Annotated in this window: 22 protein-coding genes; 14 read left to right on the forward strand and 8 right to left on the reverse strand. The window is 66.5% G+C overall.

The genetic code is table 11. The features are described 5' to 3' along the window. Positions 1 to 147 precede the first annotated feature (147 nt). Genes HMPREF3151_RS06455 through HMPREF3151_RS06480 form a run of 6 tightly spaced genes read left to right on the forward strand, consistent with a single transcriptional unit; the run spans position 148 to position 6,582 of the window. A complete protein-coding gene (locus HMPREF3151_RS06455; protein ID WP_070474749.1) occupies positions 148 to 3,132 on the forward strand; it encodes a Na+/H+ antiporter subunit A in 2,985 nt (994 codons plus the stop codon). Continuing rightward, entirely contained in the window at positions 3,133 to 3,627 is a 495-nt protein-coding gene (locus HMPREF3151_RS06460) for a Na(+)/H(+) antiporter subunit C (protein ID WP_070474750.1), read from the forward strand. Further along, on the forward strand, positions 3,617 to 5,413 hold the full coding sequence (locus HMPREF3151_RS06465) for a Na+/H+ antiporter subunit D (RefSeq protein WP_070474751.1): 1,797 nt from the start codon (positions 3,617 to 3,619) through the stop codon (positions 5,411 to 5,413). The genes HMPREF3151_RS06460 and HMPREF3151_RS06465 overlap by 11 nt, the downstream gene beginning before the upstream one ends. Continuing rightward, positions 5,413 to 5,925 carry a Na+/H+ antiporter subunit E gene (locus HMPREF3151_RS06470; RefSeq protein ID WP_070474752.1) on the forward strand — a complete coding sequence of 171 codons (513 nt, stop codon included), beginning with the start codon at positions 5,413 to 5,415 and terminating at the stop codon, positions 5,923 to 5,925. The genes HMPREF3151_RS06465 and HMPREF3151_RS06470 overlap by 1 nt, the downstream gene beginning before the upstream one ends. A gap of 1 nt (position 5,926) precedes the next feature. Continuing rightward, positions 5,927 to 6,205, forward strand: coding sequence for a monovalent cation/H+ antiporter complex subunit F (locus HMPREF3151_RS06475; protein WP_070474753.1), 279 nt, complete (start codon positions 5,927 to 5,929; stop codon positions 6,203 to 6,205). Next, a complete protein-coding gene (locus tag HMPREF3151_RS06480) occupies positions 6,202 to 6,582 on the forward strand; it encodes a monovalent cation/H(+) antiporter subunit G (protein ID WP_070474754.1) in 381 nt (126 codons plus the stop codon). The genes HMPREF3151_RS06475 and HMPREF3151_RS06480 overlap by 4 nt, the downstream gene beginning before the upstream one ends. Here HMPREF3151_RS06480 and HMPREF3151_RS06485 read toward each other — a convergent pair. The 3 genes from HMPREF3151_RS06485 to HMPREF3151_RS06495 all read right to left on the reverse strand — a co-directional run bounded on the left by HMPREF3151_RS06485 (position 6,572) and on the right by HMPREF3151_RS06495 (position 9,317). Further along, on the reverse strand, positions 6,572 to 7,702 hold the full coding sequence (locus HMPREF3151_RS06485) for a glutamate--cysteine ligase (protein ID WP_070474755.1): 1,131 nt from the start codon (positions 7,700 to 7,702) through the stop codon (positions 6,572 to 6,574). The genes HMPREF3151_RS06480 and HMPREF3151_RS06485 overlap by 11 nt on opposite strands. 231 nt (positions 7,703 to 7,933) lie before the next feature. Next, positions 7,934 to 9,034, reverse strand: coding sequence for a LytR C-terminal domain-containing protein (locus HMPREF3151_RS06490; RefSeq protein WP_070474756.1), 1,101 nt, complete (start codon positions 9,032 to 9,034; stop codon positions 7,934 to 7,936). Between the two features lie 58 nt (positions 9,035 to 9,092). Further along, complete coding sequence (locus tag HMPREF3151_RS06495) at positions 9,093 to 9,317, reverse strand: DUF3263 domain-containing protein (RefSeq protein ID WP_070474757.1); 225 nt, start codon at positions 9,315 to 9,317, stop codon at positions 9,093 to 9,095. 15 nt (positions 9,318 to 9,332) lie between these two features. On the opposite strand from HMPREF3151_RS06495, the gene HMPREF3151_RS06500 reads away from it, so the two are divergent. Genes HMPREF3151_RS06500 through HMPREF3151_RS06520 form a run of 5 tightly spaced genes read left to right on the forward strand, consistent with a single transcriptional unit; the run spans position 9,333 to position 13,904 of the window. Further along, on the forward strand, positions 9,333 to 9,911 hold the full coding sequence (locus HMPREF3151_RS06500) for a peptide deformylase (protein WP_070474758.1): 579 nt from the start codon (positions 9,333 to 9,335) through the stop codon (positions 9,909 to 9,911). 18 nt (positions 9,912 to 9,929) lie between these two features. After that, positions 9,930 to 11,042: a hypothetical protein gene (locus HMPREF3151_RS06505; RefSeq protein ID WP_141741348.1), complete on the forward strand. Its 1,113-nt coding sequence runs from the start codon at positions 9,930 to 9,932 to the stop codon at positions 11,040 to 11,042. A gap of 2 nt (positions 11,043 to 11,044) precedes the next feature. Continuing rightward, a complete protein-coding gene (locus HMPREF3151_RS06510; protein ID WP_070474760.1) occupies positions 11,045 to 11,641 on the forward strand; it encodes a GNAT family N-acetyltransferase, cg3035/Rv0428c family in 597 nt (198 codons plus the stop codon). A gap of 5 nt (positions 11,642 to 11,646) precedes the next feature. Then, entirely contained in the window at positions 11,647 to 12,438 is a 792-nt protein-coding gene (locus HMPREF3151_RS06515; RefSeq protein WP_070474761.1) for an exodeoxyribonuclease III, read from the forward strand. Next, positions 12,435 to 13,904 carry a phospholipase D-like domain-containing protein gene (locus HMPREF3151_RS06520; RefSeq protein WP_070474762.1) on the forward strand — a complete coding sequence of 490 codons (1,470 nt, stop codon included), beginning with the start codon at positions 12,435 to 12,437 and terminating at the stop codon, positions 13,902 to 13,904. The genes HMPREF3151_RS06515 and HMPREF3151_RS06520 overlap by 4 nt, the downstream gene beginning before the upstream one ends. 195 nt (positions 13,905 to 14,099) lie before the next feature. On the opposite strand, the gene HMPREF3151_RS06525 is transcribed toward HMPREF3151_RS06520, so the two are convergent. The 4 genes from HMPREF3151_RS06525 to HMPREF3151_RS06540 all read right to left on the reverse strand — a co-directional run bounded on the left by HMPREF3151_RS06525 (position 14,100) and on the right by HMPREF3151_RS06540 (position 17,411). After that, entirely contained in the window at positions 14,100 to 15,011 is a 912-nt protein-coding gene (locus HMPREF3151_RS06525; RefSeq protein ID WP_168160608.1) for an endonuclease domain-containing protein, read from the reverse strand. A 262-nt stretch (positions 15,012 to 15,273) separates the two neighbouring features. Then, a complete protein-coding gene (locus HMPREF3151_RS06530) occupies positions 15,274 to 16,005 on the reverse strand; it encodes a hypothetical protein (protein ID WP_070474764.1) in 732 nt (243 codons plus the stop codon). After that, on the reverse strand, positions 15,998 to 16,939 hold the full coding sequence (locus HMPREF3151_RS06535; RefSeq protein WP_070474765.1) for an ABC transporter ATP-binding protein: 942 nt from the start codon (positions 16,937 to 16,939) through the stop codon (positions 15,998 to 16,000). The genes HMPREF3151_RS06530 and HMPREF3151_RS06535 overlap by 8 nt, the downstream gene beginning before the upstream one ends. Next, positions 16,932 to 17,411 carry an NUDIX hydrolase gene (locus HMPREF3151_RS06540; RefSeq protein ID WP_070474766.1) on the reverse strand — a complete coding sequence of 160 codons (480 nt, stop codon included), beginning with the start codon at positions 17,409 to 17,411 and terminating at the stop codon, positions 16,932 to 16,934. The genes HMPREF3151_RS06535 and HMPREF3151_RS06540 overlap by 8 nt, the downstream gene beginning before the upstream one ends. 37 nt (positions 17,412 to 17,448) lie before the next feature. On the opposite strand from HMPREF3151_RS06540, the gene HMPREF3151_RS06545 reads away from it, so the two are divergent. The 3 genes from HMPREF3151_RS06545 to HMPREF3151_RS06555 are packed head-to-tail and all read left to right on the forward strand — an operon-like array spanning position 17,449 to position 22,261. Next, positions 17,449 to 18,834: a hypothetical protein gene (locus tag HMPREF3151_RS06545; protein WP_070474767.1), complete on the forward strand. Its 1,386-nt coding sequence runs from the start codon at positions 17,449 to 17,451 to the stop codon at positions 18,832 to 18,834. Continuing rightward, on the forward strand, positions 18,831 to 19,844 hold the full coding sequence (locus tag HMPREF3151_RS06550; RefSeq protein WP_070474768.1) for a glutamate ABC transporter substrate-binding protein: 1,014 nt from the start codon (positions 18,831 to 18,833) through the stop codon (positions 19,842 to 19,844). The genes HMPREF3151_RS06545 and HMPREF3151_RS06550 overlap by 4 nt, the downstream gene beginning before the upstream one ends. Next, entirely contained in the window at positions 19,841 to 22,261 is a 2,421-nt protein-coding gene (locus HMPREF3151_RS06555) for a serine/threonine protein kinase (RefSeq protein ID WP_070474769.1), read from the forward strand. Before HMPREF3151_RS06550 ends, HMPREF3151_RS06555 begins: the two co-directional genes overlap by 4 nt. A gap of 130 nt (positions 22,262 to 22,391) precedes the next feature. Here HMPREF3151_RS06555 and HMPREF3151_RS06560 read toward each other — a convergent pair whose 3' ends face one another. Beyond that, positions 22,392 to 24,815: a hypothetical protein gene (locus tag HMPREF3151_RS06560; RefSeq protein WP_070474770.1), complete on the reverse strand. Its 2,424-nt coding sequence runs from the start codon at positions 24,813 to 24,815 to the stop codon at positions 22,392 to 22,394. Between the last annotated feature and the right edge of the window lie 41 nt (positions 24,816 to 24,856).

Here is a 24,856-nt window from a genome sequence, read left to right on the forward strand (position 1 = left end):
AATTGCCAACGGCCGCGCCACCGGTGTTGACGCGTAGATACCCAGTTACGGCTGGAGTGAGTATTTTCTGTGTGAACTCAATGAGCTCCCCCGCTTAAGGCGCGGTGTGCCCTGCACGCACACGACCAGAGGAGGGCTGCGCACCTCGTGCTGATATTGCTCATCGCGCTCACCGCCGCCACGCTGGCCGCCCCTGTGCTCATCCGCACGGTGGGCCGCGCCGCGTTCGGGCTTCTTGCGCTCGTACCGTTGGGCGGGTTCATCTGGGTGGCGCGCCTATTCGCTACCGGTATGTTCCGCGACGGCGGCGAGGTCAAAGCGGTATTCACGTGGATGCCGTCGACGAACCTCAACCTCGAGTTCCGCCTGGACGCCCTCGCTGGCCTGTTCAGCCTGATCATCCTGGGCGTCGGCGCGTTGGTGCTGTTGTATTGCTGGGGCTACTTCGACTCCAACCCGCGGCGCCTGGCCAAGTTCGGCTTCGAGCTGACGTTCTTCGCCACGGTCATGTACGGCCTGGTCATCGCCGACAACTTCCTGCTCATGTACGTGTTCTGGGAGTTGACGTCGGTGCTGTCGTACATGCTTGTCTCCTACTACGGCGAGCGCGCATCTTCTCGACGGGCCGCCATGCAGGCGCTGATGGTGACCACCCTCGGCGGGCTGGCCATGCTGGTGGGCATCAACCTGCTCGGCTTCAAGGCGCAGATCTGGAAGCTGTCGGACATCCCCCAAATCACCGACATCGAAAACACCCCGGCGATCTCCACCGCCATCGTGCTGATCATGCTGGGCGCGCTGACCAAGTCCGCCCAGTCGCCCTGGCACTTCTGGCTGCCCGGCGCGATGGCCGCGCCCACCCCGGTGTCCGCCTACCTGCACTCCGCGGCGATGGTGAAGGCCGGTATCTACCTGGTGGCGCGTCTGGCGCCGGACCTGTCAGCGGTGAACACCTGGCACCTGGTGGTGCTGTCCACCGGCGGGTTCACCATGCTGCTAGGCGGCTGGATGGCGCTGAAGCAGCGGGACCTGAAGCTGATCTTGGCGTACGGCACAGTCAGCCAGCTGGGCTTTATCACCACCGTCATTGGCGTGGGCTCGCGCGAGGCCACCATGGCCGGGTTGGCCATCACGTTCGCGCACTCGCTGTTCAAGGCCACGCTGTTCATGATCGTCGGCGCGATCGACCACACCACCGGCACCCGCGACATCCACGAGCTGTCCGGGCTGGGCCGAAAGCAGCCGCTTTTGGCCACGCTGGCGATCATCTCCGCGGCCTCCATGGCGGGTATCCCGCCGCTGTTCGGATTCGTGGCCAAGGAAACTGCGCTGGATGCCATCCTGCACGAGGAGCTGCTCACCGGCATGCCGGGCAATATCACCCTGGTGGCGTTGGTGGCCGGCTCGATCCTCACCATGGCCTACTCGCTGTACTTCGTTTACGGCGCGTTTGCCACCAAGGGCCAGCCGTGGGCAGACGGCCTGTCCCCGGCAGTGCGCGACATGCACTCCCCCGGCCCGAAGCTGTGGCTTTCCCCTGCTGTGCTCACCGCCTGCACGGTGGGCTTCGGTGTGGTGCCGGCCGGGTTGTCGTCGCCGATCAACGAGTACCTCAACGTGCGCTTCCCGGATGTTGAAGGCTCGGAGCTTGCGCTGTGGCACGGGTTCACGGTGCCGCTGGCGCTGTCCGGCGTGATCATTTTCGCCGGCGCCATCATGTTCTGGCAACGCTCCGTGGTGGCCAAGGCGCAGTTCGAGCGTCCCGCGCTTGGCGACGCCAACGCGGTCTGGGACATCATCATGGACACGCTGCGCCGCTGGTCGCTGAAGCTGACCGCGTCCACGCAGCGCGGCTCGCTGACCATCAACCTGGCCGTCATCTTCACCTTCCTGGCCGTGGTGCCGCTGGCCGCGCTGATCCTGGGGGACTCCAACAACATCCGCATGCAGGTGTGGGACAACGTCTGGCAGGGCCTGGCCGTCACCGTCATGGCAGGGTTGGCACTGTTCGCCGCCGTGCAGCGCAACCGCCTCTCCGGAGTGATCATGGTGGGTCTGACCGGCTACTTCATGGCGCTGATCTTCGTCCTGCACGGCGCGCCAGACCTCGCGCTGACGCAGGCACTGGTGGAAACCATCGTGATGGTGGTGTTCATGCTCGTGCTGCGAAAGATGCCCACGGACACCGAGCAGCGCAACGAGGACAACCGCCTGCGTGCCTGGCTGTCCATCGGCGTCGGCGTGTCTGTGGTCACGGTGGCGATGACGGCCATGTCCGCGCGGATCGCGGACCCGATCTCCAAGTACATGCCGGAGTTGGCCTACGAGATCGGGCACGGCCGCAACACTGTCAACGTGCTGCTGGTGGACCTGCGCGCTGTTGACACCTACGGCGAGACGCTGGTGCTGGTTGTCGCTGCCACAGGTATTGCCAGCCTGATCTTCGGCACCTTCCGCTTCGACCCCGAGTCGCGCCGGCCCACTCTGTCCACCACCAAGCCGCGCTGGCTCGCATCCGGCGTGGAGACGGAGACCGCGCAGAACCGCTCCATCTTGGTGGACGTGGTCACGCGTCTGCTCTTCCCGTCGATGATGCTGCTGTCCGCCTATTTCTTCTTCTCCGGCCACAACGCCCCGGGCGGCGGCTTCGCCGGCGGCCTCGTCGCGGCACTTGCGCTGACGTTGCGGTACTTGGCCGGAGGACGTCGAGAGGCAGAAGAAACGCTCCCGGTGCACCCGGGCAAGGTGCTGGGCATCGGCATCATGTTCACCACCGCGGCCGCGGTCGCCCCGATGTTCTTCGGGATGCCGCCGCTGACCTCCTCGTACGCCGAGTTCGACGTGCCGCTCATCGGCGATGTCACGGTGCCGTCGGCGCTGATCTTCGACGCGGGCGTCTACGTCATCGTCGTCGGGCTGATCATGCACGTGCTGGCCTCCATGGGCGCCTACCTGGACCGCGAAGAGGACACCAGAAAGCAGCGCGCCCGCGACCGCGCGCGCGAGCTGCAGGCCAAGAACGAACGGCGGCGCAGGCTCATGGCCAGGGACCGCAAGGCGCGTTACGACGAGCGCAGTGCGGTGATGGCCAGCGGGTCGTCGATAAGCAAACGCAGAAAGAGAGGCGAGTAAATGGAAGCGAACCTGTTCCTTCTCATCGGCTCCGGCGTGCTGATCGCGTGCGGCGTGTACCTGATGCTGGACAAATCCATGACCCGCATGATCATGGGTGTCACCCTGATCGGCAACGGCGCCAACCTGCTGCTTCTGCAGTCCGGCGGGCCCGCCGGAAGCCCACCGATCATCGGGCGCGACTCCAAAGTGGCCGCCGACAGCGCGGACCCGCTGGCGCAGGCGATGATCCTGACCGCCATCGTGATCTCCATGGCCATGGTCGGGTTCATGCTCGCGCTGGCGTACCGCCAATACCGCTACCGCACCGACGACATCGTCGAGCGAGACGAGGAGGATCGCGCAATCGCCGCGCGGCCGAAGTCCGCCTCCCCGGACCGCGACAAATCCGACGACGCGCAAACCGGCAAGGCCAGCCCCTCCGGCGACGCCTTCGGCCCCAAGCCGTTCGAGGACCCGGTGAAGGAAGTCAAGGGAGGCCACGATGCGAGCTAGCTTCATGGCCTTCGCCGACTGGGTGCTGCCCGCCATGCCGTACCTGACGGTGATGCCGATCATCCTGCCCGCGTTCGCCGCCGGGCTCATCGCACTGTTCCGCGGCGTGAACCTGCAGCGCTTCATCGCCCTGGGCACCCTGGCGGCGCTGACAGTGATCGCCGCGGTGATGATCATCGTCGCCGACACTCACGGCATCCAGACTGTGCAGATGGGCGGCTGGGAAGCACCGGTGGGCATCACCATGGTGGCGGACCGGCTGAGCTCGATCATGCTGTTCGTCTCATCCATCGTGCTGTTCGCGGTGATGTGGTACGGCATCTCGCAGGGGCTTCGCGACGGCGACGACGACGACCCCGTCGCCGTCTTCCTGCCCACCTACATGCTGTTGAGCATGGGCGTGAACCTGTCCTTCCTCGCCGGCGACCTGTTCAACCTCTACGTCGGCTTCGAAGTGTTCCTGGTGGCCTCCTACGTGCTGCTCACCCTGGGTGCGTCCCCGCAGCGCGTGCGCGCCGGCATCGGCTACGTCATGGTTTCTATGGCGTCCTCGATGGTTTTCTTGTTCGCGCTCGCGCTGGTGTACGCCTCGGTGGGCACCGTGAACATGGCGCAGGCCGGTATCCGCATGGAGGAGCTGCCGTCCGGCACCCGCGCCGCCATCTTCGCCACCTTCATCGTGGCTTTTGGCATCAAGGCCGCGATCTTCCCGCTCGACGCCTGGCTGCCGGACTCCTACCCCACCGCCGCCTCCATCGTCACCGCCGTGTTCGCGGGCCTTCTGACCAAAGTGGGCGTGTACGCCATCATCCGCGTGCGCTCCACGGTATTCACCGACGGCGCCCTGGATTCCACGCTGATGGTCATCGCGCTGCTCACCATGATTGTGGGCGTGATGGGCGCGATTGCCCAGAACGACATCAAGCGATTGATGTCCTTTACCCTGGTCAGCCACATCGGCTACATGATCTTCGGCATCGCCCTCGGCTCCGTCGCAGGTCTGTCCGGCGCCATCTTCTACGCGGTGCACCACATTCTGGTGCAGACCTCCTTGTTCCTGGTGGTGGGCCTGGTGGAACGCCAGGCGGGTTCCGCGCAGCTGCGCCGTTTGGGCTCGCTGCTCTACACCGCGCCCGTGATTGCGCTGTTGTACCTCATCCCCGCACTCAACCTGGGCGGCATCCCGCCGTTTTCCGGCTTCCTGGGCAAGGTCATGCTCATCCAGGCCGGCGCGGAGGACGGCTCCTGGCTGGCGTGGGTGCTCATCGGCGGCGCGGTGGTCACCTCGCTGTTGACCCTGTACGCCATGATGACCGTCTGGTCCAAGGGCTTCCTGCGCGACCGCGCGGACGCACCCGAAGGCGACGTCGTTCTGGCGCGCCCGGCAAACCTTGCCGCGCGCGAAGAAACGGTCGCTTCGGGCGACCGCGACGACGTCGGCCGCGTCCCCGCCGGCATGTTTTTGTCGACCGCGTTTTTGGTGCTTGCGTCGACAGGCATCACGTTTTTGGCCGGCCCGATCTCCAACATCACGGACCGCGCTGCCCAATCCGCCCAGGACCTGTCCATCTACCGAAGCGCCGTGCTTATCGACGACCCTTCGGCCCCGACCCGCGACCTTGACGCCTTCCTCGAACAGACCGGCGCCGGCGGCGGTCGGGACTCCCTGGAGCACCGGGACTCCTCCCGCCCCGCCGGGCCCACCAGCACCGGCGTGACCACCGAAATGGTGCCCGAGCCCGCGGACGCCGAGTCCAACAAGGAGCCGAATGAGGTGAGCCGCTGATGTTTACCGGTATCGCCCACCGCTTCCGCCCGCTGACCGTCGTCTGGCTGACCTTCATGTGGATCCTGCTGATGGGCCAGCTCAGCTGGGGCAACCTCATCGCGGGGCTGGGCCTAGGACTGCTCATCGTGCTAGCGCTGCCCCTGCCACCCGTTCCCCGCAGCGGCAACCGGGTGGACTGGCTGAAGCTCGTCGCTTTCATGGTGGAGTGGTTCTTCGACCTGCTGGTGGCCTCCGCGAAGGTGGCGTGGTTGTCCCTGCGCCGCGCGCCGCAGCCTCGAAACGCCGTGCTGCGGGTGCCTATGCGCCTGAGCAACGAACTGGTGCTGTACCTAGCCACCTGCGCCTACAACCTGCAGCCAGGCGGCACCGTCACCGATCTCGACCTAGCCAACCGCGAATGGACCATCCACGTCCTCGACGCCGACAACGACGCCGCCATCGAACGCGAAATCGCCAACGTGCAGAAACTGGAGCGCCAAATGATCGCCATCTTCGAAGGAGGCCGCTGACATGCACAGCACCGCCTACACCGTCTGCCTCACCGTGGCCGCCGTGTTCCTGGTGGCCGGGTTTTTCATCTTTGCCTGGCGCGCCATCGTCGGGCCCGACTCCATGGACCGCATGCTGGCCAACGACGGCATCACCGCCTCCCTCCAGTGCGCCCTGGCCCTCTACATCTGCTGGACGCTGGACACCACGGTGGTCAACGTGATGATCGTCATCGCCCTGCTCGGCTTCATCGCCACCCTGTCCGTGGCACGCTTCCGCAAGAGGGACGGTTCCCTATGATTGCCGACATCATCTCACTGCTGTTCATCCTCCCCGGCGCGTTCATGGTCTTCTCCGCCGCCGTGGGCACCGCCCGGTTCAACTCCACCCTGGCGCGCGTGCACGCGATCACCAAACCCCAGACCACCGGCCTGGTGCTCATGATCACCGGCACCATCATCCGCGTGGTCACCGCCGAAGACTTCAGCGTGCACGAACGCGGCGACATCGGCATGATGGTCCTACTCGTGCTGTTCGCGCTGATGACCAGCCCCGTCACCGCGCAGCGTCTCGGCCGTATCGCGCGACGCGAAGGCCTGTACGGCGACGAAGAGCAGCTCACCCGCAACGACCGCCCCGCCAGCTACCACCCGCGGCGCATCAACCCTAAAGGCTGAGCTCCCACATCTCCGCGCAGGTCGCGTCCACAACGTCCTTCCAATCGCCGGTGCGCTGGTAGATCGCGCGCTGGCGCTCGTAGCCGGCGCCACGCTCGATGATCTCGCGGACCAAGTTCAGCTCGTCGACGCAGCCCAGGTCGGCGGCGACGGGCGTGAGCTCGTCGATAAGCAACTGCAACTCGGTCTTGATCCAATCCTCGTCGGTGTCGCGCGAGGTAATGACCAGCGCGTCCATGCCGTATCGGGCGCCGCGCCACTTGTTCTCCGCGACGTGCCACTGCTGCAAGCTCGGCAACTTTTCGCCGCGCTCGAGCATGCGGTCGTAGTGGACGACCAGGCAATGCGTCAGCGCCACGACGGCCGCGAGCTCGCGCAGGTTGCTCGTCGCATCCGAAATGCGCACCTCGACGGTGCCCCACTTCGCGGCCGGGCGAACGTCGAAATGCATCGAGCCCGTGTGGTTGATCACGCCCGACGTCTGCTGGTCGCGCATGAAACCGACCCACTCGTCCCAGCTCTGGAACTGATACGGCATCCCCGCGGTGGGCAGCTGCTGGTACAGCATCGTGCGGTTCGACGCGTAGGACGTGTCGATGCCGTCCCACCCCGGGCTCGACGCGCTGATGGCCAGCAGGTGCGGGTACTTCGTCATCACCGCGTTAATAATCGGCCACACCTTGTCCTCGTGGCTGATGCCCACGTGGCAGTGGATCCCCCACAGCAGCATGTGCTGGCCCCAGTACTGCGTGCGGTTAACGATCTCCTCGTACGTGTGCTTCGGACTCAGCGGATTCGTGCGGAAATCCGAAAACGGGTGACCGCCGGACGCCCAGAGTTTGAGGCCCATCTCGTCGGCGACCTCCTTGACGGCGTTGAGGTCGCGTTGGAGCGCCTGCACCGCCTCTTTGGTGTTCGCGCAGATCGGAGTGACCAACTCGATGGTGTTCTGCAGGAACTCCGGCTCGAGGTGGATGTCCGGGTAGCGGGCCTGCACCTCGTCGATGACTTCGGCGGCGCGGGGCACCAAGTCGCGGGTGACCGGGTCGACGAGGCAAATCTCCCACTCGACGCCAAGGGTGGGGCCGTCAGACCTGGCAAAGTCGCGGAATGGATCCATAGTGGACGAGCCTATCCGCTGCCGCGCTCTGGGCAGGTGCCGGAGGCGGGTTTATATGCGCGAGGCGGTTGGGCGTTGGGGCTACGCGCCACCAACGCCCCCGCCAACGCCACCCCAACCCGCCAATGCGCCGAAACCGGCTACCTAGAACCGGCTGCCAGCTTAATTTTCGCTTGGTAGCCGGTTCTAGGTAGCCGGTTTTTGGGAGGGAGCGCTCCGGGCACGCGGGAACTAGCCCGCCAGAACCACCGCCACGGCGGAGCTGTTGTTCGCGGCCTGCTCCGGGATGCTCGTCGCGCCCTCCGGCAGGTCGCCCTTCGCGCGGGCGGCACCACCGACGCGGCGGGCGATGTCAGCTGCCACCTGCTCGGCGCCCGGGACGGCCGGGTCGAAGAAGACGTAGGTCTCCGGGAAGACGCCGTAGACCTGCTCCGGCATGTTCATCACCGCGGCGTCGGCGGAGTTGTTGGCCACGTTGTACTGGCCCTTCAGCTGGTCGGCGGTGCGGCTGGCCAGCTCTGGGGTGCCGGAGTTGTTGTAGACGTAGACCTGGGCCGAAGCGTTGTCGAGGCCCGCGCCCGCCGGAGCCGGAGCAGGTGCGGGCTGGCCGTTCTCGCCCTGGCCCTCGGCGCCTTCCGGACGATGCGCGTTCGGGTCCTGGGCGTTCGGGTCCTGGGCGTTGGGGTCATCTGCGCGGTCGCCCTCCTGGCCCGGCTGGCCCTCAGCGCCAGTTGCTGCGCCATCCTGATCAGCACTTTGACCAGCACCCGGCGTTGCGCCGCCCTGGCCAGCGCCGTCGCCGGCAGGCGCGGCCGGGGAGGTGCCCACCACGGTGGACGAGGTCGTCGCGGCGCCTTCGCCGTCGCCGCCCTTGTCGTCCTGCGTCATCTTCCAAATCCCCCACAGCGCCAGCAGCGCCGCAACGGCGATCAGGATCATCGCCAGGCCGCGCTTCGGCAGGCCGCCTTCCGCGGCGCCGCCTGCGGCAGCTGCCTTACGACGATCCTCCGGTTCGCCCTCGTAAGGCTCCTCATAGATGGCGTCGTCGGCGTTGCGGGTGTCGTCTGCGTAACCTGCGCCGTAATCGACGTCCTCGATGTACTCGGAGTCGTCGTCGCGGCGGTGCGCGCCACGGTACTCGGTGCCGGCACCAGCCACACCAGCGCCAGCGGCGGAGTAATCGTCGACGATTTCGGCCTCGATCGGCTCGGCGTCGTAGTCGTACGCGCCGTCAAACGAGTCGGTGTTGCCTGTGTAGCGCGTGGAGCCGGAACCCGGCTCGAACTCGGAGCCGGAGTCGGGACGGTTGTTGCCAAAGTTGTCGTTAGTCACATCGGCAACTCTAACCACACCGCCCCGGAAAGCAGGCACAACACACCGTAAAGCTGAACTAGAGGTTGGGGGACCTTTGGCCGTCGCGAAGCCTTTGCAAGCGCCGGACCAGCTGGGGCTCGGCCGCGAGCGCATCGGGCGAGTCCAGCAAGCGATTCAGATGCTGGTAGTAGCGGATGGGCTGCATGCCCAGCTCAGAGCGCACCGCGTCCTCGCGCGCGCCGATCGACCTGGGGGCGCGCGCGGCGAAGCGGAGCACGGAAAGGTCGGTCTCTGTAAGCATGCCTAATATATTGGCATGACCATCCGACCCATCGTTATCCACGGCGATCCGGTGCTGCACGAACCGACCAAAGAAGTCACGCAGCCCGTGGAGGAGCTGCAAGAGCTCATCGCCGACATGCACGAAACCATGGACGCAGCCCACGGCGTGGGCCTGGCCGCCAACCAGATCGGCGTGCCGCTGCGCATCTTCGTCTACCACTGCCCGGACGGCGACCAGATGCGCCGCGGCACCGTGATCAACCCGGTGCTGGAGACCTCCGAGATCCCCAAAACCATGCCCGCCGACACCGGCGAGGACGACGAAGGCTGCCTGTCCGTGCCCGGCTACGGCTGGCCCACCGGCCGCGCGGAATGGGCGAAGGTGACCGGCCTGGACGAGAACGGCAACGAGATCGAGGTCGAGGGCACCGGCTTTTTCGCCCGCTGCCTGCAGCACGAGACGGGCCACCTGGACGGCTTTTTGTACACCGACGTGCTCACCGGCCGCTACAAGAAGGAGGCCAAGCGCGTGATCCGCGACAACGGCTGGAAGGAAGCCGGCCACACTTGGCTTCCGGGCACGGACGAAGATCCGTTCGGCCACGACGATTAACACGCTAAGATGTTCGCCATGCGTATCCCCGCCGTTATCGCCGCCGCGTCGCTCACCCTCACCCCCGCGACGCCCGTGGAGCCAGTTGAGCAGTTGCTTGACGACGTCTCCGTCACCCACACCTCCTCCATCACCGCAATCAACAGCGCGGAGACGGACGACGAGGTCCGAGACGTGCTCATCGCGTGGCGCAAGGAGCTCATCGCAGCCTCCGACGAGCTTGCGGAGCTGCGCGAGGAAGCGGCAGAAGACGGCCTGACCGAGGAGGAAAAGGCCACCTTCGACGAGGCGTCTGCGGCGCTCAAGCGCGAGCGCGCCGGCGTGCGCCAGCTGCGCGCGGAGCTTCTGCCTGACGACGAACCCGTGGTCGTGCCCGCCCCCATCGAAGGTCTCGGCGGGCTCCTCGGCACCACCGCGTTTGACGCGTTCGAGCGCTCCGAGGCCGGCGACGCCCCGATCGTGTACGGCATCCCCGGCGCGGAACGCACACGCGATGCGGAGTCCGCCGATGAGGATGTTGCGGACGCCGAGCCGACCGTTCCGGTTACAACCAAGCCGACCAAGCCGACCAAGCCGACCGTAGTGGAGGAGCCGACCACGTCGACCACCGCCCCAACCAGCACGGCGACCAGCACGGCGACCAGCACTTCCGCCGCGTTCGGACCCGAGGTGACCCACCGCGTAGAGCGCCTCCAGGACACCGACAACGACGACGAGACCACCACCGAAACCACCTCTTCGGAGACCACGACGGACTCCACGACGACGGAGACCTCGTCCACCACCACGGGCACGGCAACCGAATCCGCCACGTCCACCACCACGGCGGCAGAGACGACCACCGGGGCCTCCACCGCGTCGTCGAGCAGCTCTGCACGTTCGGTGATGGAAAACCGCACCACGTCGGCGACCTCTAGCTCGACCACCTCTAGCTCGACCACCTCCTCCTCGACCACCACGTCCAAGACCTCCTCGACCACCACGACCGAGGACGACGACGAGCGCGACGACGACCTCGCCGACACCGGCACCCCGATGCGCGCCCTGATCGCCATCGGCATGCTCTCGCTGATGATCGGCGCGGCCCTGGTGCTCACCGGCGCGATCCGCCCGCGCGGGGCCCGCAAGTAAACGTGTCCCGGATTTTCCGCTCCGACGAGGTGGCGGTGGGCGACCGCGTCGTGGTGCGCCAGCGCCGCGGCGAGCACGCCAGCGACATCATCGGGCACGTGCTCAGCCTCGAGCCGCTGGTAATCCGCCCGCAGGAGGTCGGCGGCTTCCCTTCCTCCAAGGAGGCGATCGAGGTCACGGACCTGCACATCATCAAGAAGCTCTCCCCGCGCACGGTACGCAACTCGGAGATCCGCGGGCTGGAAAAACGCCTCGCAGACCGCCTCGACGTGCGCGAATCCGCCTGGGCCGGCGGCTGGCTCATGCGCGTCGGCGACACCGATGAGGCCAGCTCCGCGGTCCCGCTCGGCCCCTCGGCGGGCTTCGAGCCGTTGCCTCTCGACGCCATCCGGTCCTTCTACGACCAGCGGGGACTGCCGGTGCGACTGCTCATCCCCGAGCGGATCGGCAAACCGGCGTTGAAGGTGCTCGATAGCGCGTGGGAGCTCCAGGACGAGCAAATTGTCTGGGTTGCGGGGGAGTCCTTTGGTGTGGCGTCGATAGGCAATGTGCCCGAAGGGGCGCTGGAACACCACCGTAGGCGGCTGGCGCTAGGCTAGGCCGCATGCGAATCGCCACATGGAACGTCAACTCGGTGCGCACCCGCGCCGAGCGGATCGCCGCCTTCCTCGAAAGCGAGGACGTGGACGTGCTGGCGATGCAGGAAACCAAAACCGCCGACGACAAATTCCCCTACGCCACCTTCGAAGCCGCAGGCTACGAGGTCGCGCACGTGGGGGTCAACCAGTGGAACGGCGTAGCCATCGCCTCGCGCGTGGGACTGGACAACGTCCGCGACAGCTTCACCCGCCAACCCGCGTTTGCTAAAAAGGGCGACCCGTCCGTGGAGGCGCGCGCCGTGGGCGCGGTGTGCGGCGGGGTGGACGTGTGGAGCCTGTACGTGCCCAACGGCCGCGACATCGGCGACCCGCACTACGACTACAAACTGCAGTTCCTCTGGTCCCTGGCCGACCAGGTCGACCCCGGGGAGCTGCAGCTGTACATGGGCGACTTCAACGTCGCACCCCGCGATACGGACGTGTGGGACGTGTCCTGGTTCGAAGGCAAAACGCACGTGACCGAGCCGGAGCGCGCCGCCTTCCAGATGCTGCTGGAGGCCGGGCTGTACGAGGTCACGCACGAGCAGCCGTACTCGTTTTGGGACTACAAGGCCATGCGCTTTCAGAAGAACGAGGGCATGCTCATCGACTTCCAGCTGGCCACCAAGCCCATGTTCGAGCGGGTCCAGCGCGCGTTCGTGGACGTGGAGGAGCGCAAAGGCAAGGGCGCGTCCGACCACGCGCCCGTGATCGTGGACTACGACACCCGCGGCCTGACCTACGACGAGGTGCGATGAGCCTGGATTTGTCCTGGTGGCAGTTCGCGGCCATGGTCGTGGACTACGCCATCAAGTTCGTGATGATCGGCGTGGTGCCCGGCGGGCGCAAGCCGTCCTCGGCCAACGCGTGGCTGCTGCTGATCCTGCTTTTGCCGGTGGTGGGCCTGCCGCTGTACCTGCTGTTCGGCTCCACGTTCGTGTCCCGGCGCCGTCACCGCATCCAAGTCCAGGCGCGGCGCATGCTCGACGGGGCGTGGGCGGGCCCCGACGACACGAGCGCGCACCTGCCGCCCGAAACCGCCTCGCTGATCCACCTCAACCGCGAACTCACCGGCTACCCCGCCGTCCGCGGCGAGGTCCGCGCGCTGTGGGCGGACTACCGCAAGACCATGCTGCGCATTGCCAAGCTTATCGACGAAGCATCCGCCTCCATCTCCATCGAAATCTATGCCGTCGCCTGGGACGACACCACGGACGTGGTGTTCCGGGCGCTGGAGCGCGCCGTGGCGCGGGGCGTGCACGTGCGTCTGCTTTTCGACCACATCGGCTCCGCCAAATACCCCGGCTTTAGGAAACTGAAGCGGCGGCTGACCGACATCGGCGTGGACTGGCACATGATGCTGCCCCTGGCTCCCCTGCGCGGGCGCTGGCGCCGCCCCGACCTGCGCAACCACCGCAAGGTCGTGGTCATCGACTCGGAGGTGGCGTTCGTCGGCTCGTTTAACCTCATCGACCGCGGCTACCTCATGCCGGGCCACGTCCGCGCCGGCCGCCAGTGGGTCGACGCCTTCGTCGAGCTAGAGGGGCCGATCGTCGAGTCCGTCGAGTCCATGTTCGCCGTGGACTGGTACACCGAATCCGGCGAGACACTCGACATTGTGGCTGGAGCTAGGAATGAGGGGGTGGCGGAGCCGTCGACAGGCGATGTGCTCCAGCTTGTCCCCTCCGGGCCCGGCTACCTCACCGAGCCGAACCTGCGCATGTTCAACTCCATCGTCCACAACGCAAAAGAGCAGCTCACGCTGTGCTCGCCGTACTTCGTGCCCGAGGAATCGCTGCTGGAGGCCATCACCTCCGCGTGTTACCGCGGCGTGCGCGTCGACCTCTTCGTCGGCGAAAAGGCCGACCAATTCATGGTGCACCACGCACAATCCGCGTACTACGAGGCGCTGCTCGAAGCCGGGGTACGCATCTGGGAATTCCCCGCGCCGTACGTGCTGCACACCAAGTTCGTGCTGGCGGACCCGGGGCGGGAGGATTCCGTCGGCGTCCTCGGATCCTCCAACATGGACATCCGCTCCTTCTCGCTGAACTACGAATCCTCCCTGTTCGTCGCCTCCGGCGCGCTGCTTGAGGCGCTGGAACAGCTGGGCGCGAACTACCAGGCCGTCTCGCGCGAGCTGACGCTTGAGCGGTGGGCGCGCAGGCCCTGGTACCGGCGCTACGTGGACAACGTGTTGAAGCTGACGTCCGCGCTGCAGTAGGGGTTTCGGTGCGCGGTGGTGCGCGGTGGTGCCTCTGTCCCGCCGCGCCGGTCCCCGACGCCTCGCCACTCCTTGCTCGCCCCCACCGCTAAACCGGCTACCTACAACCGGCCATCAGGCGTTTTAGGGCGTGGTAGCCGGTTGTAGTGAGCCGGTTGCGGGCGAAGTATGCCGCGGCGCGGGAGCGACTATGGCCTAGCGTGGACGTCGAGAGGTAGCGGAAATTCGCACCGATGGGTTGGCATCCGCCTCCGCCTTGCTGGCCAAAATGCGGCGTATGCAATCTTCAGGGTCCCTGATGATTTCGGCTGGGAAAAGACGAATCACCGTATACCCTTGTTCCCTGAGCCAGCGTTCGCGTTTCTCCTGTTTGATCACTGCCTCGAAAGGCTTGTCTTTGAACTTGAGATACCCGTCGATCTCGATGACCAGCGTCCCCCACAGCAGGTCGACCCGGTAGTACCTCCCGATCCACATCTGCTCTCTCACCTTGATTCCGCGCAACGCCAACAGCACCCTCACAACGGACTCGAACGGCGACTCCGACAGTGATGAGCTCAAGGCGACAGCCTCTTTCACGCGGCCGATCCCCCGCTTGCCCCGCATGCGCTGCGCCACCGCCATAATGTCGTCGCACCACATCTGTTGCTGAAGCGGTGCCATTTCGCGGTACTGCCCGTCGATGGCCGCAGTAGCGTCCACGAGACCATGGAACCTGGCGATGTCTACGACGGTGCGGGGTGGCGTCGTCAGGCGAAGGGTTGCTCCCGCGCCCGCACGGTCGATCGGATCACGGACCACGGTGTCGATCTCGGGAACGCTGATGTGGCGGTACACCACCCCTGTCGGCCACTGCTTCTTCGGCGGAGGGTTGCCGTTGCACTGCGCCAGTTCAACCAGTTCATCCTTGTTGGGGATAACCCACATGCCGTGCATACGGGCAGCGGATCTCCCTACGAGCACCGATTTGTACGCAGCCGCCGAAACGGAATAGCAACGGAGATACTCCTGCTCGTGAGATTCAAGGCCATTCCAGTCAGCGATGGCGATGAACTTCGTTGCCGATAACTGTCGGCATTCTTGAGATTCGGCTGCTCGCTTAGACATAAGCATCCCAGCTAGGCGTGCGCGATCCATGGTCCCCCCAGATTCTGGCCATCCCCCGTTGACAGGTAAAGGCTAGCAAAGCGCACCCGCACGCGCCTGTCGATCCCCTCCCCGAAACAAGAACCGGCTACCTAGTACCGGCTGTGTGCCGGAAAAGGGCAAGGCAGCCGGTTGTAGGTAGCCGGTTTGCGCGTTGTGGTGCGGGAGGCGGGGCGGCGGCAAGGCTGGAGGGGCGGCGGGAGGAGGGGCGGACCCAAACCCCCTACGCGTCGCGGGTCTCCAGCAGCACCACGCCAATGATCCACGCCGCGACGGCCCACACCGCGAAGATCAACAGCGACACGGGCAGCGTCCAGTCCTGGGTGGGGCTGTTGGTCATGAACGCCATGAGGTTGCCAAACGGCAGGAACTTGGCCACGTCGGCGCCGTAGCGCGGGATGAAGCCGACGATGGATTCCACCAGCAGCATCATGCCCATGCCGGTGACCACTGCGCCCGAGGTGTTGCGCGTGATCCAGCCCACGCCCTGCTGGAACAGGGTGATCAGGGCCATGCCGAGGGGGATGGCCCACAGGGCGCGTCGGGAGGCGGTGTTGCTCACCCAATTCGCGGGCACGGGCGCGGTGAGATCGCCGACCATAAACGCGACGGCGAGCCCCACGAAGGTCAAAAGCGCGGCCAAAACAGCCCCGAGCACAAGCTTTGCGACGGCCACCTGCCACCGCTTCGGCGCCACCCTGAAGTTTGTCGGTGGGATGCCGAACCGGTACTCGGTGGTCACGGTCATGGAGGCCTGTACGATCACGACGATCGCGACGGTCAGGGCCATGGTCGCGGCGACGGTCAGGGGCGCATAGGGCATGCCGCCGAGTTTGGAAGCAAACCCGAACAGGGCTCCGTAGAAGGCGCCGAAGACGATGATCAGCGCGGAGGTCCACCAGAAGGAGGCGGTGGAGCGCAGTTTGGTCCACTCGGCGGGAAACAGGTTAAGCATTGGTACCTCCGGAGACGTACTGGGCGTGGCCCTCGGTGGATTGCATGTAGGCCTCTTCGAGGGAGGCGCGGCGCTCGGCAAGCTCGGACAGCGGCACCCCGGCGGCGAAGGCGACGCGGCCGACGTCATCGGAGGTGCGGTCCGGGATCTCGAACACGGCGCGGCCGTCGCCGTCGACCGCGCGCGTGAACGGCATGGCCACATCCGCGTGCTGCAGCGCCGCGGCCAGCGCGGCGGCGGCGTCTTCGGTGGGGGTGCGCACGATGGTGGTCACGCCGGAGTTTTCGCGGATGAACTCCGCCATGGACGTGTTGGCCACGAGGCGGCCGCGGCCGATGATGATCAGGTCCTCGGCGGTCTGCGCCATTTCGGCGAGCAGGTGGGAGGACACCAAAACGGTGCGCCCCTCGGCGGCCAGGGACTGCAGCAGTCCGCGCACCCAGCGGATGCCGGCGGGGTCGAGGCCGTTGACGGGCTCGTCCAGGATCAGGTATTCCGGGTCGCCGAGCAGCGCCGCCGCGATGCCAAGGCGTTGCCCCATGCCGAGGGAGAATCCGCCGACGCGTTTGCCGGCGACGTCGCTTAAGCCCACCAGCTCGAGCACCTCGTCGACGCGGGTGCGGGGCAGTCCGGCGGCTTGCGCTTGCCAGAGCAGGCTGGCGCGGGCGGAGCGGTTGGGGTGGACACCTTTGGCGTCGAGAAGCGCGCCCACTTTGCGCGACGGATTCTGCAGCGAGCGGTAGGGCACGCCGTCGATGAGCGCGGTGCCGGAGGTGGGGCGGTCCAGGCCCAGGATCATGCGCATGGTGGTGGATTTCCCTGCGCCGTTGGGTCCGAGGAAGCCGGTGACGACGCCGGGTTTGACGGTGAACGTGAGGTCGTCAACCGCTTGGACGGCGCCGTACCGTTTGGTCAGGCCTTGCACTTCAATCATGCGGTTCAGTATGCACCATGGCTTTCGCGAGCACATTGCTTAGCGACGCCGCAAAGCCCGGGTGCAGCTCAAACCCCGAAACGTCCGTCAGGGCAACCCAGCGCAGTTCCTCCGACTCTTCGTTGGCGGTCACGGCAAGCGGCGCCTCGCACAGCGCGATGACGGTGGTGTAGCTCCACTCCGGCAGGTCCGTGGTCACCACCTCTTCGACCACGTCGATGCGGCCCGGGTCGATGGCGCACTCCTCCACGGACTCGCGCACCGCCGCCTGCGCCGGGGTTTCGTGGCTGTCGCGGGCGCCGCCGGGGATGCCCCAGGTGCCGCCCTGGGCGGTCCAGTCGGCGCGGTGCTGCAGCAGCACTTTCGCGTCCGTTCCCCGGCCGGCGACAAGGAACAGGCCGGCGGCGCCGAAGCGCCCCCAGAGTTTTGTGCCGTCGGGTGTGGTGACCCAGCCGTTTCCGTCGCCAAGCATGGCCCCCACTGTAGGTGCGAACGGTTATTATTGCGGAATGGTGACGCAAAGCAGGCCGAGCGACGACGCGTGGCTCGACGAGCTTGAAGCGCGCCCGGCGCACCCGCGCCTGCACGGGGTCCTCCACGGCCCGCTAGCCGGGCCCTTAAGAATGGGGCGGCGCGGCCACGCGTTCGCGCAAACCACCCCGGGCAAGATCATCGTGGTGATGGTGCTGCTGACCGCCATGCTGCTGGCGGCGGGGCTGTCCATGAGCCAGTCCATGTCCAGCCGCAACCAGGCGCTGGACACCGTGCGCGAAGCCACGGAGCCGATGAGCGCGGCCGCGCACCTGCTGTCCACTTCCCTGCTGCGCGCGGACACCATCGCGGCGGGCGGGTTTGTCCAGCCCGGGCCGCTGTCGCACGAAGACGTACAGGCCTACTCGGCGGCGCTGGACACGGCGGTCAGCTCCGCCGGCGAGATTTACAAGGGCGCGGTGGAAGCCGACACCGCCACCAGCGCGCGCATCGAGGAGCTGGTCAGCGACATTCAGCGGGACCTGCCCGTCTACGCAGGGTTGAACGAGCGCGCACGCGTGAACCAGCGCATGGGCAACCCGGTGGGCGTGGCGTACATGTCCGAGGCGTCCAGCATCATGCGCACCCGCATGCTGGTGGCGGCCTCGGAGATCAACGCGCTGACCCGCGATGATGTGGCCAAGGAGATGCGGCGTCTGTCCGAGCCGCAGTGGGTGCCGCTGTCCGGCCTGGTGGCGGCGCTGGGGTTCTTGGCGCTCACCCAGTGGTGGTTGTGGCGGGTGTTCCGCCGCCGCCTGAACAAGGGTTTTCTCGCCGGCACGCTCGCGGTGGTGGTGGCGTTGAGCTGGGCCGCGGTGTCGAACTACCAGTCCTGGCGCAACGGTTCTGTCGAGTACGAGCGGGCCGCGCAGCCGTGGGAGGAACTCACCGTCGCCCGTTTTGATGCACTGGAGACGCGCACGGACGAGACGTTCGCGCTTTTGCGCCGCCAGTCGGTGGTGCATTCGTCGCGGGCATTTGACGGCACGTATGCGTCGGTGAGCGCAGCGCTGGCAACGGCCGAGGAGTACGGCGGGGAGCAGCAGCTTATCGACGACGCACGCGACGCCCTGCGCACCTGGGCCTACGAGCACAACGAGCTGGTCGGCGCGCTGAACTCGGGCAGCTACGAGCAGGCGGCGGCGCTTCTGGCCTCCGGCGGCGGGGCGGGCGAGGCGCCGTTCAGGGAGCTGGACGCAACGCTGTCCAAGCTCATCGCCTCTTCAAGGGAGGGCACGCAGGCCTACATTGACGCCTCGTTGGACGCGACGCGGCAGGTCTCCGCGGTGGTGGCGCTGCTGTCCGTGCTGGCCGTGGTGTGCACGTGGCTGGGCATCCGTAGAAGGCTGGGTGAGTACTTGTGAGAAGGACGTGGGCCGTGTGCTCGGGGGTGACGGCGTTGGCGTTGTCGTTGGCGGGGTGCTCCGACGAGCCGTCGCCGGTGCGCGCCACCGTCGCCCCGGAGCAGGAAACCACAACCACCCGCGAGCTGCTGCCCCTGCCGCCCGGCGCGCAGCTCGAGGACGCGGAGGGTGTGCCTGCGGAGCCGTACGTGCCGTCGAAGCTGGACTGGGAAGGCTCGCTGAACCCGCGGAGTACTGCGGAGGAAACCCCCAACGTGGACCGCATCAAACGCCGGGGCCGGCTGGTGGTGGGCATCGACCAGTCCCTGTATCTGTTGGCGTTCCGCGACACCGCGAGCGGCGAGCTGCGCGGGCTGGAGGTGGACCTCGCCCGCGCGATCGCCGCCGACATCTTCGGCGAGGACAACCCCGGGGTGAACCGGCTGGACCTGCGGTTCGTGGACTCGGCGGCGCGCGCCGAGGCGCTGAACCAGGGGGAGGTGGACGTGGTCATCCGCACCATGTCCATCACCCCGGAGCGTGCGAAGGCCATCGACTTTTCCACTCCGTACCTGACGTCGCGTGTGCGCGTGCTGGTGCCGCGGGACCGTGGTGTGGACGACATCAACCAGCTGAGCGGCAAAACAGTGTGCATCGTGGACGGCACCAACCTGACCCAGATCGCGCGCACCTTCACACCGCACTCGAATATTTTGCGCACCCGCTCCTGGTCGGACTGCCTGATGGCCACCCAACAGTTCCAGGCGGACGCGATCGTGGCGGATGATTCCATCCTGACCGGCCTGTCCGCCCAGGACCCGTACGCGACGATCCTGCCCGGCACGCTCGCGTCGCAGTACTACGGCGTGGGCATCCCGAAGGGCCAGGCGGACCTGGTGCGGCAGGTCAACTCGACGCTGGAGCGGATGCGTAACGACGGCACGTGGTCGCAGCTCTACTCCACCTGGCTCGGGGGCTCCATCGCGGAGTCGTCCCCGCCGCCGCTGATGTACCGCAAGGAGGAACAGTGAGCACCGAGCGAGACGAGCTGGATCCGCTGGAGCAGCACACCGAGGCGGTGGCCTTCGACCCGTTCGCCGACGAGGAGGATGAGGAGCCGGGCACCGAAGCCGTCGCGTACGACCCCTTCGCCGACGACGACGAGGACTGGGACGACGACTGGGGTTCCGACGGCGAGACGGACTACTCCGCCATGGGCGAGATGGCCGGCCTGCTCAAGGACCTGGACAAGTTGCGCGTGGGCGGCAACCGGGAGGACACCTCCCAGCGCTCGCGCCGCCTGGCACTGGACACCTTCCGCGAGCGCCGCGGCACCCGGCGCGCCACCCGCGTCGTCGCAGACGGCATGGTGGAGCTGCCCTGGGTGGAGCCCACCGAACCGAAGGAAGCGCTGATCGACCCGGAGCCGGCCGTGGTGAAGAAGGGCATCGCCCCGCCCGTGCTGCATCCGGGCGACGTGGTGGCCAGCCAATACGAGATCATGGGCGTCATCGCCCACGGCGGCATGGGCTGGATCTACCTGGCCCAAGACCACCACGTGGCCGGCCGCGTGGTGGTGCTCAAAGGCCTGCACTCCACCGACAACCCCGACGAGGCGGCGGCCGCCGCAGCCGAGCGCGAATTCCTGGCGGAGATGACGCACCCCGGCATCGTGCAAATCTTCAACTTCATCGACGACCCCCGCGTGCCCGGCGGATTCACTGTGATGGAGTACGTGGGTGGGCCGAGTTTGCGGGCGTGGCGGAATGCGTCGACAAGCAAAGTGCTCCAACCAGACATCGCCATCGCCTACATCCTCGAAGTGCTGCCCGCACTGGACTACCTGCACTCGCGCGGGGTGGTGTACAACGACCTGAAGCCCGACAACATCATCGTCACCGAAGACCAGGTCAAGCTCATCGACATGGGCGCGGTCTCCGGCATCGGCGCCTTCGGCTTCATCTACGGCACGAAGGGATTCCAGGCACCGGAGGTGGCCACCGAGGGGCCGTCGATCGCCTCCGACGTGTACACCGTGGGACGCACCCTCGCCTCGCTGGTGGTGGACCTGCCGCAAACCGACGGGGTGTACGACCCGGGCCTACCCTCCCCCATCGACGAACCGCTGTTTCGCCAGTACACCTCCCTGTACCGGCTGCTCGCGCGCTGCTGCAACGAGGACCCCGAACAGCGTTTCACCAGCCTCACCGAGCTGGAGGCGCAGCTGCTCGGCGTCCTGCGCGAGATCATCGCCGTGCGCGACGGGCGCACCTTCCCCGCGCAGCACTCCCTGTTCTCCCCGCAACGCACAACGTTCGGCACCAAACACCTGGTCTTCCGCACCGACCAGCTCATCGACGGCATCGCCCGCAGCGTGGACATCACCCCGCAAGAAGTCGTCGCCGCGCTGCCGTCGCCGCTGATCAACCGCGAAGACGTCGGCGCCGCGATGCTGCAAGGCTCCTCGTATGCCGAGCCGCGCGAAACGCTGGAAACACTGCGCCAGGCCATGTCCACCCCGCAGTACGAGCACTCCATCGAAATCCCCTTCGGCGTCGTGCGCACCATGATCGACCTGGGCCTAACCTCCCAGGCGCGAACCTGGCTGCGCTCGCTCTCTGAACGCTTCGGCGACAACTGGCGCTACTCCTGGTACGCGGGTGTGGTGGAGACGCTTTTGGGCGACTTCGCCTCCGCCAAACTGTCGTTTTCGCAGGTGCTCAACCAGCTGCCCGGCGAGGCCGCACCCAAGCTGGCGCTTGCCGCAGTCAGCGAGCTCATCCTGCAGGAGGGCGGGTACCAATCGAGCGAACTGCTTGACGACGAGCTCCCGCCCGCCGCCGCCGGCCTCACCCAACACCTCCACGACATCCCGGACTCCGTGTTCGAGCACATGGCCTCCGCCGGATTCACAGACGGCACCTGGTCATTGACCGTGACCTCACCCGAAGGCCTGCGCTTCCACGCCACCCGCCTCTACGCCCTGGTGTGGATGACCAACCCCACCACCGTCTCCTCCGCGTTCGGCCTGGCGCGCATGCTCGTGTGCGAGGGCGAAGTGGGCCTGGCCATCAAGGCGCTGGACAAGGTGCCCAACGCGTCGCGGCACTACCGCATGGCGCAGCTGACCGCCATTTTGTGCCTGGTTGCCGAGGGCGCCACCGAAGACCAGATCCGCCTTGCCGCCCGTCGCCTGGAGCAGATCCCCTCCACCGAGCCGCGCTTTTTGCAGATCAAGGTGGCCGTGATCGAGGCCGGACTGACGTACCTGCGCTCCCACCAGGCCTCCACAAACGTGGCGCTATTCGAGTACCCGTTCACCATCCGGGGGCTGCGCCGCGGCCTGGCCCAGACGCTGCGGGAGCAGGCCCGGGTGGCGCCGTATCCGAAGCACCGGTACGCGCTGGTGGACCTGGCCAACAAGGTCCGGCCCGCCACCTGGTTCTAGGGTCCGGCTGGGCGGGGCGCCCGCCGACACTTCGCGGCGGAATCTGTCAGACCGGACCCATCGGACCAGGTAAGCACAAACGGCCGCCGTAATCTGTCAGGACTACGGCGGCCGTTTCGGGCGGGAGTGCTTAGATGAAGCCGCCCATCATGGCTGCCGCGCCGCCGAGGCCGACAACCGCCAGGATCGCAATGATCACGCCCACGATGGTGCCGGCGCTGCTGCCGGCCTCCTTGCCGCCCTTGCCGGTTTCGCCGGCCTGGGTCTTCGGGGTCGGCTCGCTCTGCGTCGGGGCCGTCTCCGGCTTCGGCGCCGGCTTCGGCTGAGTCGCGCCGTTGAGCTCGGTCACCGCCGGGCGGCGGTTGCCGGGCTGCACCGGCTCATTCGCGGCGGTGGGCACCGGCGCCGGCTTGGCCAAAGTGGGCTTCGCCGGGTCCTTCTTGCCCACGGTGTCGCGCGCAGCCTGGAGAAGCTTGGAGTTGTTCTTCTTCAAGTCCTTGACCAGATCGTCCATCTGCTTGGTGGTGTAGTTGAGCACCGAGAACTCGTTGGTCTCCTCCGCGACCAGGTGGCCCTGCGTGTTGTACACGCGGAACTTCACCGGCATGGTGGTGTTCTTGTAGCCCGCGGTGTTGGCGATAGGCACCTCGACGTTGAGCTTGTCGTGGTCGGTCAGTGCGCCTTCCACCGGGTACGTCTTGCGGAACTTGCCGCCCGGGTAGTCCACCTGGAGGGTGAACTTGTGCAAGTCGATGCCCAGGTTGGACAGCTCCAGGTGCACCTTGGAGTCCGAGCGGTTGGCGATGATCACGTTCTTGATGCCCTCGCGCTTGCCCAGCACGCGGATGCCGGCCTTGCCGTTGTTCTCCTCCGCCGCCATGAGGACGAGTTCATCCACCTGCGGGTGGCTGTGGCCGGACTCCAACGGGTCCTCGGACACACCGGCGGAACCGGTGGCCTTGGCAATCTCGCCGTTGACGATGTCCAGGTTTTGCCAGTCCGGGGCAATGTCGTAGTTGCCGGTGAAGCAATTCGCGGTGCCGTCGAAGCACGCCTGCGGGATGCTGATGTTGTCGTTGGCTGTGGAGTTCTTGTCCGAGTAGTCGAAGTGGCTGAACTGGTACAGGTAGTTCATCACGGACTTGTACTTGGGCACGTAGTCACTGTTCGGCTTGTCCACGTTGGACGCGCCGGAGTGGGTCAGGCCCAGGTTGTGGCCGAATTCGTGGAGGATGGTGTTGCGCATCTGCTCCTGGGACGTCATCAGGTAGTTCTTGGCCACGTAGAACGCGCCGTCGGAGATCAGTCCGTTGCCGGAGGACAGGTTGCCTGCCTCCTGCTGGTCGCCGATGATGCCGACGCGGAAGACGGACTGGCGCGCACCGAGCAGGTTCTTGCGGTCCTTGACCAGGCGCACACCAGGCACCTCCGCGCGGCCCTTGTCGTCCTTGAAGTAGATCGGCGCGAAGTCGATCGTGTCGCCGCCCTGGGGCGTGATGCCGGGGATGTTGCTGTAGTAGTCGCCTGCGTCGATGTGCAGGTTGTAGCCGCGGCGGTCGAACAGATCCACCAGGTCGTTGAGAATCTTGCGCGACGGGCGGTAGACGTTCACGTTCGCGTCGGCGCACTCCAAGAACTCGCCGAAGTCCTGCTCCGTAGCTGCATAGTCGCGCTTCTCGGAGCAGCCATTGGTCTCCCACTCGGACTTCATCCAGTTCAACTGCAAAAACAGGTCCGGCTTGTTCGGGTCCGCGCCCCAACGGTGCAGCGGGAACTGGTTTCCGTCGGCGTCGGTGTAGCCGTTGATTTCCCAGTCGTCCGGGAGGCCGTCGCCGTCGGAATCCTGCAGCGCTTCGTTCGCATCACCGGCGATAGTCATGCGGGCGCTCAGCGTTTCGGCGTTGGCTTCCCACACGCCCGCGAGGTAGTTCTCGCCGTCCCCCGCGTCGGTCTCTGCGGACTGCAGGCTCTTGCCCTTGCCGGTGGAATCGGCGCCCTCGAACTTGGTCTGCAGCTGGTAGCGGCTGCCCACGTCGACGGTGTACTCGTTGGTACCTTCCGCCGACGAGCTGATCGGGTAGTCCTGGCCGATCAGCGCGTCCGTGAGCACCAGCTTCAGGTCCTTGTTGCCGGAGGTGCTTTTCAGCTCCACCCGCACGTCCACTTCCTTGGAGGTAACGGTAAACGTGCGCACCAGCTGCACGCCGAGCTTCGGGTCGGTGTGGGTGAGGGTGACTACGTCGCCGTCCGCGTTCGAAGCGGGCTCCACCTTGGTGGCCTCGCCAGCGAACTCGACCTTCTTCCCGTCCGCGTACGCATCCAAGTAGAAGGCGGTGGGCATCAAGCCGTAGGTGAGGCTGTTGTACATCAGCCAGGACACGCGCCCCTTGTTCACGTCCACGTTCTGGAAGCCCTCGGCGACACCGGTGGTAACACCAACCAGGTGGCTCTTGGACAGGTCCACGGCCGCGTTCGCCTGAACCGGCAGCGCGACACCGGCGGTGAGGCCCAGCGCGACAGCAGCCGCGATCACTTTCTTCCCTGTGTGCATCATGTGCCTACATCCACCGCTCTAAAAAGTGTTGAAAACTATCT

The organism is Corynebacterium sp. HMSC05H05 (genome assembly GCF_001807265.1).
In the GTDB taxonomy this organism is placed as follows: Bacteria; Actinomycetota; Actinomycetes; order Mycobacteriales; family Mycobacteriaceae; genus Corynebacterium.

Coding starts and splice junctions, on each gene's coding strand:
- HMPREF3151_RS06505 (WP_141741348.1), top strand. CDS start 9,930: ATGCGTATCCCCGCCGTTATCGCCGCCGCGTCGCTCACCCTCACCCCC.
- HMPREF3151_RS06560 (WP_070474770.1), bottom strand. CDS start 24,815: ATGATGCACACAGGGAAGAAAGTGATCGCGGCTGCTGTCGCGCTGGGC.
- HMPREF3151_RS06500 (WP_070474758.1), top strand. CDS start 9,333: ATGACCATCCGACCCATCGTTATCCACGGCGATCCGGTGCTGCACGAA.
- HMPREF3151_RS06475 (WP_070474753.1), top strand. CDS start 5,927: ATGCACAGCACCGCCTACACCGTCTGCCTCACCGTGGCCGCCGTGTTC.
- HMPREF3151_RS06485 (WP_070474755.1), bottom strand. CDS start 7,702: ATGGATCCATTCCGCGACTTTGCCAGGTCTGACGGCCCCACCCTTGGC.
- HMPREF3151_RS06525 (WP_168160608.1), bottom strand. CDS start 15,011: ATGTCTAAGCGAGCAGCCGAATCTCAAGAATGCCGACAGTTATCGGCA.
- HMPREF3151_RS06515 (WP_070474761.1), top strand. CDS start 11,647: ATGCGAATCGCCACATGGAACGTCAACTCGGTGCGCACCCGCGCCGAG.
- HMPREF3151_RS06465 (WP_070474751.1), top strand. CDS start 3,617: ATGCGAGCTAGCTTCATGGCCTTCGCCGACTGGGTGCTGCCCGCCATG.
- HMPREF3151_RS06480 (WP_070474754.1), top strand. CDS start 6,202: ATGATTGCCGACATCATCTCACTGCTGTTCATCCTCCCCGGCGCGTTC.
- HMPREF3151_RS06545 (WP_070474767.1), top strand. CDS start 17,449: ATGGTGACGCAAAGCAGGCCGAGCGACGACGCGTGGCTCGACGAGCTT.
- HMPREF3151_RS06520 (WP_070474762.1), top strand. CDS start 12,435: ATGAGCCTGGATTTGTCCTGGTGGCAGTTCGCGGCCATGGTCGTGGAC.
- HMPREF3151_RS06470 (WP_070474752.1), top strand. CDS start 5,413: ATGTTTACCGGTATCGCCCACCGCTTCCGCCCGCTGACCGTCGTCTGG.
- HMPREF3151_RS06530 (WP_070474764.1), bottom strand. CDS start 16,005: ATGCTTAACCTGTTTCCCGCCGAGTGGACCAAACTGCGCTCCACCGCC.
- HMPREF3151_RS06495 (WP_070474757.1), bottom strand. CDS start 9,317: ATGCTTACAGAGACCGACCTTTCCGTGCTCCGCTTCGCCGCGCGCGCC.
- HMPREF3151_RS06540 (WP_070474766.1), bottom strand. CDS start 17,411: ATGCTTGGCGACGGAAACGGCTGGGTCACCACACCCGACGGCACAAAA.
- HMPREF3151_RS06535 (WP_070474765.1), bottom strand. CDS start 16,939: ATGATTGAAGTGCAAGGCCTGACCAAACGGTACGGCGCCGTCCAAGCG.
- HMPREF3151_RS06460 (WP_070474750.1), top strand. CDS start 3,133: ATGGAAGCGAACCTGTTCCTTCTCATCGGCTCCGGCGTGCTGATCGCG.